The 14,221-nt window shown below is 74.1% G+C and carries 12 protein-coding genes; all 12 read right to left on the bottom strand.

Annotation, left to right across the window (positions count from 1 at the left end; all coding sequences use genetic code 11):
* The coding region (locus ACYVK3_RS17335; protein WP_460498728.1) for a cobalt-precorrin-5B (C(1))-methyltransferase at positions 1-894 on the bottom strand (894 nt) is incomplete at its 3' end.
* 104 nt (positions 895-998) lie between these two features.
* Positions 999-1,769 (bottom strand): cobalt-precorrin-4/precorrin-4 C(11)-methyltransferase, encoded by a 771-nt coding sequence (cobM, locus tag ACYVK3_RS17330; protein WP_460498589.1) that lies wholly within the window; start codon positions 1,767-1,769, stop codon positions 999-1,001.
* Entirely contained in the window at positions 1,766-2,479 is a 714-nt protein-coding gene (cobI, locus tag ACYVK3_RS17325; protein ID WP_460498587.1) for a precorrin-2 C(20)-methyltransferase, read from the bottom strand. The genes cobM and cobI overlap by 4 nt, the downstream gene beginning before the upstream one ends.
* Positions 2,476-3,825: a cobyrinate/hydrogenobyrinate a,c-diamide synthase gene (locus ACYVK3_RS17320; RefSeq protein WP_460498586.1), complete on the bottom strand. Its 1,350-nt coding sequence runs from the start codon at positions 3,823-3,825 to the stop codon at positions 2,476-2,478. The genes cobI and ACYVK3_RS17320 overlap by 4 nt, the downstream gene beginning before the upstream one ends.
* A complete protein-coding gene (cobO, locus tag ACYVK3_RS17315; RefSeq protein ID WP_460498585.1) occupies positions 3,819-4,415 on the bottom strand; it encodes a cob(I)yrinic acid a,c-diamide adenosyltransferase in 597 nt (198 codons plus the stop codon). Before cobO ends, ACYVK3_RS17320 begins: the two co-directional genes overlap by 7 nt.
* 11 nt (positions 4,416-4,426) lie before the next feature.
* Positions 4,427-6,442, bottom strand: a complete 2,016-nt coding sequence (locus tag ACYVK3_RS17310) for a VWA domain-containing protein (RefSeq protein WP_460498584.1) — start codon at positions 6,440-6,442, stop codon at positions 4,427-4,429.
* Entirely contained in the window at positions 6,439-10,206 is a 3,768-nt protein-coding gene (gene cobN, locus ACYVK3_RS17305; RefSeq protein WP_460498583.1) for a cobaltochelatase subunit CobN, read from the bottom strand. Before cobN ends, ACYVK3_RS17310 begins: the two co-directional genes overlap by 4 nt.
* Positions 10,185-11,753 (bottom strand): cobyric acid synthase, encoded by a 1,569-nt coding sequence (locus tag ACYVK3_RS17300; RefSeq protein WP_460498582.1) that lies wholly within the window; start codon positions 11,751-11,753, stop codon positions 10,185-10,187. Before ACYVK3_RS17300 ends, cobN begins: the two co-directional genes overlap by 22 nt.
* Entirely contained in the window at positions 11,750-12,703 is a 954-nt protein-coding gene (locus ACYVK3_RS17295) for a CobD/CbiB family cobalamin biosynthesis protein (RefSeq protein ID WP_460498581.1), read from the bottom strand. The genes ACYVK3_RS17300 and ACYVK3_RS17295 overlap by 4 nt, the downstream gene beginning before the upstream one ends.
* Positions 12,700-13,287: a histidine phosphatase family protein gene (locus ACYVK3_RS17290; RefSeq protein WP_460498580.1), complete on the bottom strand. Its 588-nt coding sequence runs from the start codon at positions 13,285-13,287 to the stop codon at positions 12,700-12,702. Before ACYVK3_RS17290 ends, ACYVK3_RS17295 begins: the two co-directional genes overlap by 4 nt.
* A complete protein-coding gene (locus ACYVK3_RS17285) occupies positions 13,284-14,012 on the bottom strand; it encodes a CbtA family protein (RefSeq protein WP_460498579.1) in 729 nt (242 codons plus the stop codon). Before ACYVK3_RS17285 ends, ACYVK3_RS17290 begins: the two co-directional genes overlap by 4 nt.
* Entirely contained in the window at positions 14,012-14,197 is a 186-nt protein-coding gene (locus ACYVK3_RS17280; protein WP_460498578.1) for a CbtB domain-containing protein, read from the bottom strand. Before ACYVK3_RS17280 ends, ACYVK3_RS17285 begins: the two co-directional genes overlap by 1 nt.
* Between the last annotated feature and the right edge of the window lie 24 nt (positions 14,198-14,221).

Here is a 14,221-nt window from a genome sequence, read left to right as displayed (position 1 = left end):
CGCCGTCACCTCGGCCAGATAACCGGTGTCCACTCGGGACTTGGTGTAGTGGGTCATCATCACTCCGGCGCCGAGTTTGGCCAGTTTTCCGGCCATCCCGACGAACACCAGCCGCCGCAGTCCCGCGTCCACGCAGCGCTCGACCGCCGCGCCCGTGAAGTCGCCGACTTCGGTGAAGCAGACCTCGTCCAGGCCCGGCATCAGGCCGATCGCCGCCCGCTCGGTCCGCCCGCCGGTCGTGAGCACGCACGTGTCGAGGCCGGATGCGGCCATCACGTCGACCGCCTGCAGCACCGACGCCCGCCACGCGGCCGTCGAGAAGGGGCGGACGACGCCGGTGGTGCCCAGGATGGAGATTCCCCCGAGGATGCCCAGGCGCGCGTTTGTGGTCCGCCTGGCCATCCGCTCGCCCTCGGGCACCGAGACCACCACGTCGACGCCGCGGTCGCGGTAGGGGTCGCAGACCTCTTCGACCGTGATGCGGATCGTCTGCCGGGGCGTGCCGTTGATCGCCGGGCCGCCGACCTCCAGGCCCAGACCGGGGCGGGTCACCACGCCGACGCCGTCGCCGCCGTACAGGTGGACGCCCGGCTCGGCGCTCCAGGCGACCGTGGCGGTCAGGTGCGCGCCGTTCGTGACGTCGGGGTCGTCCCCGGCGTCCTTGACCACGACCGCCTCGGCGGCCTCGCCGACCGTCTCGCAGCGGTCCACGGCGAACTCGACGCGGCGGCCGATCGGCAGCCAGACGTCGACCTTCTCGCTGCGTCTGCCCGTGGCCAGCAGCAGGATCGCGGCCTTGGCGGCGGCGGTCGCGCAGGCGCCGGTGGTGAAGCCGGTGCGCAGGGCCTTGCCGTCGCGGGCCTTGGCGGTGCGGGGCAGGTCGGGCTCGACCAGATCCCGGGGCGTCGGCGGGGGCGGGGAGGCGCGCTCGACGTGTACCGGTCCGGCCTTGGCCCGCTTGGGCAACCGGGACGGGAGGGAACGGGCGGGCCTGTCGCTCACGCCGTCCTCGCAGGACGGTAGGTGTGGGCGAAGCCCGGCGAGTACAGGTGGCTGCGGGTCCCTCGCGCCCCGAGGGCGGGGCCGACGAGCACCAGGGTGTGCATGGTGACCTTCATGGCTCGGACGGTCGCCGCCAGCTCGTCGAGCCGGCAGGTTTCGATGCGCTCCTCGGGCCAGGTCACGCGGTAGCCGACCACGCAGGGCGTCTCGGGCGCGTACCCGCCGGCCAGCAGCTCGGCTTGGAGCCGCTTGGGACGCGACGCGGACAGGAACAGCGCGAGCGTGGTGCCGTGGCGGGCGAACGAAGCGAGGTCCTCGCCCTCCGGCATGGGCGTGCGCGTGGCCATGCGCGTCATCACGACCGATTGGGCCACTTCGGGAATGGTCAACTCGCGGCCGACCGCGGCGGCGGTCGCCGCCACCGAGGTCACGCCGGGGACCACTTCGATGTCCGCCTCGAGCGCGGCGACGGCCTCCAGTTGCTCCTGCATGGCGCCGTAGATCGAGGGGTCGCCCGAGTGCAGCCGGGCGACGGTCAGGCCCTCGGCGGCGGCGCGGCGGTAGACGTCCAGGACCGCTTCGAGCGTCATGGTCTTCGAATCCAGGATCTCGGCGCCGGGCCGCGCGTGGTCGAGCACGTCCTCGTGGACCAGGCTGGAGGCCCACACGACGATGTCGGCCGCGCCGATGACCTTCACGGCCCGCACCGTCAGCAGCTCGGCCGAGCCGGGGCCGGCCCCCACGAACCAGATCTTCGCTCTGCTCACTGCGCTTCCTCGCGTTCGGGGGTGACGATGACGGTCGAGAGGTAGGGAGCGGGCCGGTCGGGGACGGCGGCGCGGACGTCCTCGTCGGCGTGGCCCAGGTGCGCGCCGAACACCGCGCGGTCCAGCGCGCCGGCGTCCTCCAGTGCGGCCCTGATCTCGGGGAGCCTGCTGCCGCCCTTGTAGAGGACGAGGGTCCCGCCCGCCTCCAGCGCGTCGCGCACCCGGGCGGTCCCGGCGGTCATCGGCATGAGCGTCAGCGGCTCGTCGTGTTCGGCCAGGACGGTGCCGGTCCGCGAGGCGAGGTCCTGCATGGCGGTGATGCCGGGAACGGTCGCGATCGTCGCGGTGCGGACGAGCCGGCGGACCTCGCGGGCGAGATAGGAGAACGTGGAGTAGACGTTCGGGTCGCCGATGGTGGCGAAGACGGCGGTCTTGCCCGCGCCGACCACCTCGGCCACGGTCCCGGCCGCTCGCGCCCATGCCGCACCGCGCCGGTCGGCGTCGAGCTCGAAGACCAGCCGGGTGATCGGCTTGTCATGGGGCACATGGTGGGCGACGACCCGCTCGGCGTAGCCGGGCTCGCCGGCCGGCGAGGACGCCGCGACCGGCACGAAGACCGCGTCGGCCGCCAGCAGGGCGTCGCGGCCCTTGACGGTGACGAGGTCGGGATCGCCGGGCCCGGTCCCGACGCCGATGAGCGTGCCGCTCATACCGTTGCCCCTCTCGCCTGTGCCGATACCACCAGCGACCGTGCCATCTCCGGGGCCGCCGCCCAGGCGGTATGGAGAAAACTGGCGTGAACGCCGCGGGCGTTGAAGCCTTCGGGCGCGCCGTCATCGAAGACCCAGGCCGCTTGGGCGCCCGCTCGCGGCGTGACGGCGGTGCGGTGGAATTCGTGCCCCCGCACGGCCGTGCCCTCGGGTCCGAGCGGGCCCGGCGAAACGGCGCGGGCGGTGCGGTAGCCGAGCGTCAGCCGCTCGGTGAACTCGGCCTCCGCGTCGATCAGACCGACCATCCGCCGCCCGTCGAGGCTGCGGCACAGATAGAGCAGGCCGCCGCACTCGGCGACGATCGCGCCGCCCGCGTCGGCGAGCCCTCGCAGGCCGGCGGCCAGGCCGGTGTTGGCCGCCAGTTCGGAGGCGTGGACCTCGGGGAAGCCCCCGCCGAGGTAGGCCGCGCCGGTCCCCTCCGGGAGGGACTCGTCGCGGAGCGGATCGACGTCGGCGACTTCGGCCCCGGCCGCTTCGAGCAGTTCGCGGTGCTCGGTGTAGACGAAGGTGAACGCCGGGCCGCCCGCGACGGCCACGACCGGGCGGCCGGGCACGGCGCCCGGTTCGGGCCGCCACGGCTGGGCGTCCAGGGCGGGCGCGGACCGGGCGATGCGCAGCACCGCCTCCAGGTCCAGGCCCTCGGCCACGGTGTCCCCCAAGGACGCGACGAGGGCGAGCGCTTCGAGTCGGCGTTCGGCGGCCGGGATCAGGCCCAGGTGGCGCGAGGGGGCCGCGAGCCGCTCGCCGCGCCGCAGCGCCCCGACGACCGGGACGCCGGAGTCGGCGAGGGCCTCGCGCAGCAGCCGTTCGTGGCGGTCGGAGGCGACCCGGTTGAGGACGACTCCGGCGACGTCGATCGACCGGTCGAAGTCGGCGAAGCCGTGGACTTCGGCGGCGACCGAGCGCGACTGCGAGGCGGTGTCGACCACCAGCAGCACGGGGGCGCCGAGCAGGCGGGCGACGTGGGCGGTGGAGGCCTCGTCGGTTCCGGCCCTGCCGTCGAACAGGCCCATGACGCCCTCGACCACGGCCACGTCCGCGCCCTGCGCGCCGTGCGCGAACAGGGGCGCGATGCGGTCGGGGCCGTGCATGAACGCGTCGAGGTTGCGCGGTGGCCGCCCGCAGGCGAGCGCGTGGTAGCCCGGGTCGATGAAGTCGGGCCCGACCTTGTGGCCCGACACCCGCAGGCCCAGGCCGCGGAGGGCGGCCATGAGCCCGGTGGCCACCGTGGTCTTGCCGACCCCGGAGCGGGTCCCGGCGACCACGACGCGAGGCACGGTCACCATTCGATGCCTTTCTGGCCGCGCCAGCCCTGATCGAGCGGGTGCTTGACCTTGGTCATCTCGGTGACGAGATCGGCGGCCTCCACCAGCTCGCCGGGGGCGTCGCGGCCGGTGATCATGACGTACTGCCACCCCGAGCGCCGCTGCAGAGTCTCCACGACCTCGGCGGTGTCGACCCAGCCCCACTTCATCGGATAGGTGAACTCGTCGAGCAGGTAGAAGCGGTAGCGCTCCTCGGCCAGGCAGCGCTTGACCTCCTCCCAGCCCTCCCGGGCGAGGTCGGCGGACTCGGCGAGGTCGCGGCTGGTCCAGGACCAGCCGTCGCCCATCTTGAACCAGTCGATGCCGCCGAGCTTCTCGGCGGCGGCCTGCTCGCCGACCCGCCATTTCCCGGACTTGACGAACTGGAAGACCGCGATGGGCCAGTCCTGGCTCCACGCGCGCATCATCATCCCGAACGCGGCGGTGGACTTGCCCTTGCCGGTTCCGGTGTGGACCATGAGCAGCGGCGTCTCGCGCTTGCGCCGCCTCGGCTGGGTGTCGGCGGTGGCGTCCGCGGTCGCGCCGTCGTATCGGCTGCGTTCGTCGGTCATGTCTTCCCCTGTCAACGGCCGGTGGCGAGTCGGATGGTGCGGGCGAGCGCGCCGGAGGCGAACTGGTCGAGTTCGACGCACGGCGAGGCGAGGTGGCCGGCGAGTTCGGCGGCGAGGCCGGTGCGGACGAACCCGGACTCGGTGTCGACCACCAGGCCGGGGATGTCCTTGGCCGCCAAGAGGTGCGCGGCCCGGTGCGCCTCGGCGACCGCGCCGGGCCCGGCGTTGGCCCGTCCGTCGGTGACGGCGACCAGGAGCGGGCGCCGGTCGGGGTCGCGCCGGGCGTGGCGCTCGATGAGGTCGGCGGCCCGCAAGAGGCCGGCGGCGAGCGGCGTGCGGCCGCCGGTGGGCAGGACGGCGAGGCGGCGTTCGGCCAGTTCGACGCCCGCGGTCGGCGGCAGCACGGTCTCGGCGCCCCTCCCGCGGAACGTCACGAGGGAGACGAGGTCGCGGCGCTGGTAGGCGTCGAACAGCAGGGCGCGGACGGCGCCCTTGACCGCGCCCATGCGGCGCCGGGCGCCCATCGAACCGGAGGCGTCGACGCAGAGGACGATGAGATGGCCCTGCTTGCCCGAGCGTTCGTAGTGGCGCAGGTCGGCTCGACCGACCTGGATCGGGCCGGAGCGCGTGGCCGCGGCGACGAGGGTCGGCGAGGCGGCGAGGTCGGCGGCGCGTGGCCGCTCCCCGGTCCGGAGCGGCCTGGCCCGGACGGCCCCGCCCCGGCCCGAGCGGCCCCGGCTGCGGCGGCCGGCGGCGCCGAGGCGGCGCTGCGGAGCGGTGATGAGGTTCGCCGCTCCCGCCGACTCGGTCGGGGCCTCGACGCGACCGGACGGCGCCGGGGCGAGGTCGTCACCGCGCTGCTCGGCAGCACCCGGTTCGGGCCGGTCCGGGGCGGGCCCGTGCTGCGACTCGCCTGTGGTCTCGGGCGGCCGAGCCTGGTCTCCCGGTCCGGACGGCGGCGGCCCGGCGTCGTCGGGACCGTCGCCGCCGTCCGGGCCGTCGTCGGGGCCGCCTCCGTCGGGCGGTTCGGCGTCGTCCTCGCCGAGGAGGCGGTCGAGTTCGTCCTCGTCGATGCCCGGGTCGTCGAACGGGCCCCGGCGGCGGCGGTGCGGGAGCGCGAGCAGGCAGGCCTCGCGGACGTCCGCGCGGGCGACGTCGGTGCGCCCGTCCCAGGCCGCCAGCGCGGTGGCGGTCCGGGCGGTGACGATGTCGGCGCGCATCCCCTCGACGCCGAAGGCCGCGCAGACCTCGGCGATCTTCATCAGCCAGCAGTCGCCGAGCGCGACTTGTCCGAGCAGCCGCCGGGCCGCGACGAGGCGTTCGGCCAGGCGTCGCTCGTCGGCCGCGAACGTGTCGGCGAAGTGTTCGGGGTCGCCGTCGTAGGCGAGGCGGCGGCGCACCACTTCGGCGCGGTCGGCCGGGTCGGCGGGGGCGGCGGTCTCGACGGTGAGCCCGAAGCGGTCGAGCAGTTGCGGGCGCAGTTCGCCTTCTTCGGGGTTCATGGTGCCGACGAGCTGGAATCGCGCCGGGTGGCGGGCGGAGACGCCTTCGCGTTCGATGTGGTTGACGCCCATGGCGGCGGCGTCGAGGAGCGCGTCGACGAGGTGGTCGTCGAGCAGATTGACCTCGTCGACGTACAGCAGCCCGCGGTGGGCCCGGGCGAGCAGGCCGGGCTGGAAGGCGCGGACCCGGTCGGTGAGGGCGCGTTCGAGGTCGATCGAGCCGATGAGCCGGTCTTCGGAGGCGCCGACGGGGAGTTCGACCAGCGGGGTCGGGCGCTCCTGGAGCGGCGCGTCCTGGCAGGTGGGGCACAGCTCGGTGGGCCGGTCGGGCGGGCAGTTGTAGGCGCAGCCGGCGCGGGTGGCGATGGCGGGCAGGAGCGCGGCGAGGCCGCGCACGGCCGTCGATTTGGCCGAGCCCTTGGAGCCGCGCACGAGGACGCCGCCGATGCGCGGGTCGACGGCGCCGAGCAGCAGGGCGGCGGACAGGCGATCCTGGCCGACGAGGGCGCTGAACGGGTAGTTCACGCTGTTCCTTCCTCTCCACGGTCTTCGACGGCGCCTTCGGCGTCGAGGTGCGCCTGGCGCAGGCGGTCGAGCAGCTCGGGCTCGGGTTCGGCCCACAGTCCCCGCTCGACGGCTTCGAGGAGCCGTTCGGTGATGCCGTGCAGGGCCCAGGGATTGGCGTCCTCCATGAAGGCCCGCACGTCCTCGTCGATGACGTAGGACTCGGTGACCTTGGCGTACTGCCAGTCCTTCACGACGTTCGCCGTGGCGTCGTAGCCGAACATGTAGTCGACGGTGGCGGCCAGTTCGAAGGCGCCCTTGTAGCCGTGGCGCCGCATGCTGGCGATCCAGCGCGGGTTGACCACGCGCGAGCGGAAGACGCGGTCGACCTCACGGTCGAGCGTGCGGGCGGCCGGACGGGACGGGTCGGAGGAGTCGCCGATGAACGCCTCGGGGGCGGCGCCGGTGAGGTGGCGGATCGCGGCGATCATCCCGCCGTGCTCCTGGAAGTAGTCGTCCGAGTCGAGGAGGTCGTGTTCGCGGGTGTCGGTGTTCTTGACCGCGACCTGGACGCGCCGCAGGTTGGCGTGGAGGTCGGCGTGGGCTTCGACGCCGTCGAGACCGCGGCCGTAGGCGTGGCCGGACCAGACGGTGAAGACCTCTGCGAGGTCGGCGGTGTCGCGCCAGTTGCGGGCGTCGATGAGCGGCAGCAGGCCCGCCCCGTAGGCGCCGGGTTTGGCGCCGAAGATCCGCGCGGTCGATCGCCGCCGGGCGGCCTCGTCGGGAACGCCTTCGGTTCGCAGCCGTTCGAGGTCGACGAGGGCGTGTGCGCGCACGAAGTTCTCCTCGAGCGGTTCGTCCAGGGCCGCGACCGTCTCGACGGCTCGGTCGACGAGGGCGACGAGGTGCGGGAAGGCGTCGCGGAAGAACCCGGAGATACGGACGGTGACGTCGATGCGGGGGCGGCCGAGCTCGGCGAGCTCGATGACCTCCAGGCCGGTGACGCGGCGGGTCTCCTCGTGCCAGACCGGTCGGACGCCGAGGAGCGCGAGGATCTCGGCGATGTCGTCGCCGTGGGTGCGCATGTTGGCGGTGCCCCACACGACGATGCCGACGGTCTCCGGCGTGCTCCCCTGCCGCTGTTCATGGGCGGCGAGGAGCGCGTCGGCGAGTTTGACCCCGACGTCCCAGGACAGGCGGCTCGGCAGGCTCTTGGGGTCGACCGAGTAGAAGTTCTTGCCGGTCGGCAGCACGTCGAGGCGCCCGCGGGTGGGCGAGCCGGAGGGACCGGCGGGCAGGTAGCGGCCGTCGAGTGCGGACAGGAGCCGGTCGATCTCGGCGGCGGAGGCGCGGACGCGGGGCACGACATCGGTGCAGGCGAAGCGGAGCACGTCGGCGACGGCCGGGGCCGGTCGGGCGAGGCGCCGTTCGGCGATCCCGGTGGCGGCCTCGGCGTCCCAGCCGGAGCCGGCCAGGTCTTCGACCAAGGCGCCGGTGAGGTGGTCGATCCGGTCGAGGACGTCGCCGCGTGTGGCGGCCGGGCCGGGGGCCAGGCGGGTCAGCGCCGCGGTGTCGGATTCGACTCGAGTGCCGCCGTCGCGGGTCAGCTCGGCCTCGTCGAAGCCGAACTCGGCGGCCACCGTCGAGCGCAGACCGGGAGTGTCGCCTTGGGGCAGGCGCAGGATGGCTCTGACCAGGCCCCGCAGTTGCTCGCCGTCGGGGGGCGCCCCGAGGATGTGGAGGCCGTCGCGGATCTGGAGGTCCTTGATCTCGCACAGGTGCCCGTCGACGTGGGTGATGAGCTCGCCGAAGTCCGCTTCTCCGGGCATGGCCTCGACGTCGAGTTCGCGGGCGATGTTCGCCGCGACCAGCAGCTCCCAGATCTGCTCGCGGATGGCCGCGAGCTTGGTGGGGTCGAGCAGTTCGAGTTCGGCGTGCTCGTCGAGCAGCTGCTCCAGTTCGGTGAGCTCGTCGTAGGTCTCGGCGCGCATCATCGGCGGGACGAGATGGTCGACGATGACGGCGTGGGCGCGGCGCTTGGCCTGCGTGCCCTCGCCGGGGTCGTTGACGACGAACGGGTAGAACAGCGGCACGTCGGTCAGGGCGGCGTCGGTGGCGCACGAGGCCGAGAGGCCGACGCCCTTGCCGGGCAGCCATTCGAGGGTGCCGTGCTTGCCGACGTGGACGATCGCGTCCGCGCCGAAGACGCGGGTGAGCCACCAGTACGCTCCCAGGTACTGGTGGGTGGGCGGCAGGTCGGGGTCGTGGTAGATCGCCACGGGGTCGTCGCCGAAGCCGCGCGGCGGCTGGATCGCGAGGACCACGTTGCCCATGCGGAGGGTCGCCGTGACCAGGTTGCGGCCGTCGGGCGTGAGGAGGACCTCGCCGGGCGGCGGGCCCCATTGGGTCTCGACGGCTCCGCGCAGGTCCTCGGGCAGCCGCTTGAACCAGGCGGCGTAGTCCTCGACCGGGAGCTTGGCGTCGGCGGCGGCCAACTGGGCGTCGGTGAGCAGCTCGGCGTCGAAGCCGCCCCGGTCGATCAGGGCGTGGATGAGCGCGTCCGAGTCCTCCAGCAGGTGCAGGTCGACGTCGCCGAGGTCGTAGCCGGTCTCGCGCATGCGCCGCAGCAGCGCCGCGCACGAGGCGGGGGTGTCGAGTCCGACGCCGTTGCCGATGCGGCTGTGCTTGGTCGGGTAGTTCGACAGCACCAGCGCGATCCGCTTGTCCGAGCGCGGAACCCGGCGCAGGCGGGCCTGCCCGGCCGCGAGGCCGGCGACGCGCTCGGTGCGTTCGAGGTCGGGTGCGTAGCGGACGACGGGTCCGCCGATGCGGTCGTCGTCGTCGGTGAGTTCTTTGAAGGAGAAGGGAACGCCGATGATGCGGCCGTCGAACTCGGGGAGCGCGATCTGCATGGCGGTGTCCATCGGGGTCAGGCCGGCGACGCTGCCGGTCCAGGCCTCGCGCGAGCCGGTCGAAGCGAGCGCCTGGATGACGGGGACGCCCAGGCGCTGCAGCGCTTCGGCCTTCCAGGCCGGCGTGTCGGCGGCGGTGGCGCCGCCCATGGCCAGGACGGTGACGAGCAGCGCGTCGGGCCTCACCCCGGCTTCATCCAGCATGGACAGCAGGCCGACCTCGCCGTCGGCATCGGGTCTGAGGGAGTAGCAGTGCAGTCCGACGGCTTGGGCTCCTCGGGCCTCGATCGCGTCGATGAGGGCGTCGACGAAGGCGGTGTTGCCGCTGACGAGGTGTGAACGGTAGAAGACGACGCCGATGAGCGGCCGGTCCGGGTCGACAGCGGCCAGCGGGTCGGACTCGCGCGGGTGGTAGGCGCCGTGGTCGGGCAGTTCGATCGGCGGCTCGAATCCGAGGCCGGTGAGCAGCAGTGTGTCCGACAGGAACCGCAGCAGTTGCTCGGTGTTGTCGATGCCGCCGAGGCGGAGGTATTCGAAGGCCTGGGCGAGCGCGGCGGTCGGGGCGGTGGACAGTGCGGTGAGTTCGGCGTCCGGGGAGCCTTCGCCGGAGAGGGCCAGGAGGGGAATGCCGGTCGCGACACAGCGTTCGCGCAGCTCGTCGAAGAGTTCGGGAAAGGCCGCGCGTCCTCCGAGGAGCCGGGCGACGACGACCTTGACGTCGGCCAGTGCCGCGTCGAGCCAGTTCTCGCCGCCGCCGGCGCGGGCGGGGTTGAGCGCCCGGAGCTTCGGGGCGTCCTCGGGAAGCCGGGCGACCGCGCCGGCCGCCGCGAGGATCTCGGTGTCGGCGGTGGTCAGGAACAGGATCGTGCCCACTGGTCTTCTCCCCCAGTCCATACGCGCGGCGCGGGTGCGCCGCCCGGCGGTGCGATCGGCAGCTCGGCCGGTGGGCCGTCCGCCAGCAGCGTCTCGAGCGCTCTCACGTCGAGATGGTCGGCGATCAGGTCGCCGAGCCGGTCGAGGCGGCGTTCCCGGGCGGCCGCGAACGGCTCGTCGCCGGGTTGCCAGTCGAGGCCCGCTGCGTCGGCCACGATGGACAGGAAGGCGCGGCGGGCCTCGTCGTGTTCGAGGACGCCGTGCCAGCTCGTGCCCCACACCGAGCCGACCCTGCAGCCCTCGTCGCCGCAGTCGGCGTCGCGCAGCCAGGCCCGGCCGCCGTCGACGGTGGGGCGTCCGTGGCGGATGGAATAGCCGCCGGCGGGCGCGCCGCCGAGGCCGGGGGCGGTGCCGGTGTGGATCGCGAGGGTCTTGGCCTCGGCGAACTCCCAGTCCACCGGGAGCAGGCCCAGGCCCGGCACGGTGCCGGCGCGCGACTCGACCTCGTCGGTGATCGAGCGGCCGAGCATCTGGTAGCCGCCGCAGATCCCCATGACGGGGCCGCCTTCCCCGGCGCGCTCGGCGATCGCCTCGGCCAAGCCGTTGCCTCGCAGCCAGGCCAGATCGGCGACGGTGTTCTTGGTGCCGGGCAGGACGACCAGGTCGGCGCGGCGCACATCGGCGGCGGAGTCGGTGAATCGGACGGTCACGCCCGGTTCGGCGGCCAGCGAGTCCACATCGGTGAAGTTGGCGATGCGCGGCAGTCGCACCACCGACACCTCCAGGCCGTCGGACCCCAGTGGTGCGATCGGCGCAAGGGGCCGGTCGAGGGCGAGCGAGTCCTCGGCGTCGAAGTGCAGCCCGTTCAGGTGCGGCAGGACACCGAGGCACGGGCGGCCCGTGAGTTCGCGCAGTTGCTCCAGGCCCGGTTCGAGAACGGCCGGATCACCTCGGAAGCGGTTGATGACGAAGCCCGCCACCAGCGCCTGGTCCTCGGGTTCGAGCAGTGCGAGGGTCCCGTAGAGGGAAGCGAGCGCTCCGCCGCGGTCGATGTCGGCGATGAGCAGCACCGGCATGTTCGCGGCTCGGGCGAGTCCCATGTTGGCGAGGTCGTGGGGGCGCAGGTTGATCTCGGCGGCGCTGCCGGCGCCTTCGCAGACGACGGCGTCGAACCGTCCTTTGAGGTCGTCGAGGGCGCCGAGCACGGCGGGAAGGAGGGTGGTGCGGCGCCGGTGGTAGTCGCGGGCGCCGGCGTCGAAGGCGGGCTTGCCCATGACGACGACCTGGCTGTGGCGGTCGCCGGTGGGTTTGATGAGGACCGGGTTCATGGCGGTCTCGGGCGGGATGCCGCAGGCGGCGGCCTGGGCCGCTTGGGCGCGGCCGATCTCGCCGCCGTCGACGGTGACGGCCGCGTTCAACGCCATGTTCTGGGCCTTGAACGGGGCGACCGAGACGCCCAGGCGTTTGAGGTGGCGGCACACGCCCGCGGTGATGACGCTCTTGCCGACATCGGAGGCCGTGCCGGCCAATAGGATCGCGCCGTTCATCGGCGCCTCCCGCCGCAGGCGCGGCTCCGTGATGCGATCGCGGCCGCGCCGAGGGCCGCGGCTGCGGACACGGCGGCGGAGAGGCGGACGGCTCGGCGCAGGTCGACCGCGGTCGGGGCTGGACCGTCGCCCATCGCGGGGCGGATGTCGGTGTGGCCGGGATAGCGGTTCCGGCCGCCGCCGAGGGTGCGGTCGAGTGCCCCGGCGAAGGCGGCTTCGACCTGCCCGGCGTTGGGGCTGGGGTGCTCGCCGCCCGCGCGGCGCCAGATCCGCGCCGCGCGGGCCGGGGAGCCGCCGGCGACGGGTGCGAGGGCGGCCGCCAGCGCGGCCGCGCAGCGGGCGGGGATCCAGTTGGCGACGTCGTCGAGTCGGGCCGCCGCCCACCCGAAGCGGCGGTATCGAGGCGACTTGTGGCCGATCATGGCGTCGAGGGTGTTGACGGCGCGATAGGCGGCGAGCCCGGCGGGCCCGGCCACCGCGCCCCACCACAGCGGGGCGACGACGGCGTCGGAGGTGTTCTCGGCGACCGATTCCACCGTGGCGCGCACCAGCTCGGCCTCGCTCAGCTTCGAGGGGTCACGCCCGCACAGCGAGGGCAGGCGCCTCCGGGCCTCGTCGAGGTCCCCGCGTTCGACCGCCACCGCGATCGCGGTGGCCTCGCGTCGCAGGGAGCGGCCGCCGAGGACGGTCCAGGCCAGTGCGGCCGCCAAGGCGGCGCGGGCCCGGGGGCGGTGCTTCGCGGCACGGTCCGCGGCCACGGCGAGCACGGCTGTTCCCGCGACGAGCGCTCCGGTGTGGACGGCCCCGGCCGGGCGGGAATCGCGCCAGGTGCGCCGTTCGGCCTCGGCGGCGATCCGCCCGAACCCGGCGACGGGGTGGCCGCGCCCGGGGTCGCCGATGAGCAGGTCGGCCGCGTACCCGGCGAGGATGCCGAGACTCCAGGCACTCATCGGGTCTCCCGGCCGGGGGCGGTGTTGACGGACCGGACGGTCCAGACCCCGGAGCGGCAGTGGAGGACGGTGATCGAGCAAGGGGCCACGTCGAGCCGCCAGAAGGCCCCGTCAGGGGCGTCGAGAACGGCGGCGATGGCGGCCTTGACAGGGCCTGCGCTGGTGAACACGGCGGTGTCCTCGGCCGTCTCGGCGAGGCCGTCGAGCGCCGCGCGGACGCGTTCGCGCAGCGACGGCAGCGATTCGCCTCCGGGCGGGGCCGAGCGCGGGTCGGCGAGCCAGGTCCGGAGCCGTTCGGGGTCGCGCTCGCCTATCTCGTCCAGGGTCGAGCCGGCCCAGTCGCCGAAGTGCAGCTCCGACCACCGCGGGTCCGAGGCGACCTGCTCGCACCCGGCGAGGACGGCGGTGCGCCGGCATCGCGCGGCCGGGGCCGAGACGGCCGCGGCGTCGCCGAATCTGCCGCGCAGTGCGCCCGCCGCGGCTTCCCCGGCCTCGTCGAGCGGCTCGTCGATCGGGAAGGCGTGGCGGCGGGTCGCGGCGGTCGGCGCGTGGCGCACCAGGAGCAGCCGCGAGTAGGACTTCACCGCGCCGCCTTTCGCGCCGCACGGTGCCACAGCCAGGCGAAGCCGACCGTCAGGCCGAGCCACAGGATCGCCTGCGTGGCCATGGACGCCAAGCGAAAGTCCCACAGCAGCGCCGCGGGCACCTCGATCGCGACGCCGCTCGACGGCAGCGCGGCGAACAGCGAGCCGTACAGGACCACGGCCGCCGCTCCGACCGCGAGTTGGCGCGGCACGTCGTCCATGCCGCGGGCGCGCAGTCGCCTGGACGCCAGGCACAGCAGCGCCGCCAGCGCGAGCGAGGCGACGAGTGAGACGACGAACCAGGTGGTCCGCGAGCCGACCGTGGCCGGGTCGCCGACGCCGGGCGGGTTGGCCGGGTACTTCAGGGCCGGGAACAGGGCGAGGGCGGCCCAGGCGGCGGCGCCGAAGCCGAGCCCGGCCTTCCACCGGTCGCGGGAGCTCTTGGCGAGCGGCACGAAGGCGAGCCCGAAGAGGCCGCCGTAGGCCGCGCCGACCAAGGCCGTGCCGACCGGCAGCAGCACCTGCTGCACGGTGCGGTCGACGGTGAACGCTTCGTCATGATCGTGGGCCGCAGGGGCCGGTGCGTGGGCAGCGGTGTGCGCCCGCTCTTCGAGTTCGATGGCCTCCCCGAGGGGGGCCTCTCCGACGAGCAGCGCGAACACTCCGGCCACGAGACCGGCCAGCAGCCCCGCCGCGAGTCCGCGGCGAACGCTGTCGGTGAGCATCAGTGGCAGGGGAATCCGAGCAGGTGGCGGGCGTCGTGGAAGGCCTCGTGCAGGACGGGCAGTCCTCCGGTGAGCGTCCCCTGTTCGAAGGCGACCAGGAACACCAGTGCGGTGAAGGCGAAGAGCAGCAGGGTGATGCGGCCCCAGGTCGGCGCCGTTTCAGGCACGGCGGTAATGGCAGTCATGTCGACCTCCTCGGGGATCCTCGT

Source organism: Glycomyces tarimensis (assembly GCF_054776215.1).
This window is presented reverse-complemented; position numbering and strand designations above follow the sequence as displayed.

What these genes read in the sequence shown, in the direction of transcription:
- ACYVK3_RS17320 (WP_460498586.1), bottom strand. Translation starts at nt 3,825, where the DNA reads ATGGTGACCGTGCCTCGCGTCGTGGTCGCCGGGACCCGCTCCGGGGTC.
- cobI (WP_460498587.1), bottom strand. Translation starts at nt 2,479, where the DNA reads ATGAGCGGCACGCTCATCGGCGTCGGGACCGGGCCCGGCGATCCCGAC.
- ACYVK3_RS17300 (WP_460498582.1), bottom strand. Translation starts at nt 11,753, where the DNA reads ATGAACGGCGCGATCCTATTGGCCGGCACGGCCTCCGATGTCGGCAAG.
- ACYVK3_RS17280 (WP_460498578.1), bottom strand. Translation starts at nt 14,197, where the DNA reads ATGACTGCCATTACCGCCGTGCCTGAAACGGCGCCGACCTGGGGCCGC.
- ACYVK3_RS17295 (WP_460498581.1), bottom strand. Translation starts at nt 12,703, where the DNA reads ATGAGTGCCTGGAGTCTCGGCATCCTCGCCGGGTACGCGGCCGACCTG.
- cobO (WP_460498585.1), bottom strand. Translation starts at nt 4,415, where the DNA reads ATGACCGACGAACGCAGCCGATACGACGGCGCGACCGCGGACGCCACC.
- ACYVK3_RS17285 (WP_460498579.1), bottom strand. Translation starts at nt 14,012, where the DNA reads ATGCTCACCGACAGCGTTCGCCGCGGACTCGCGGCGGGGCTGCTGGCC.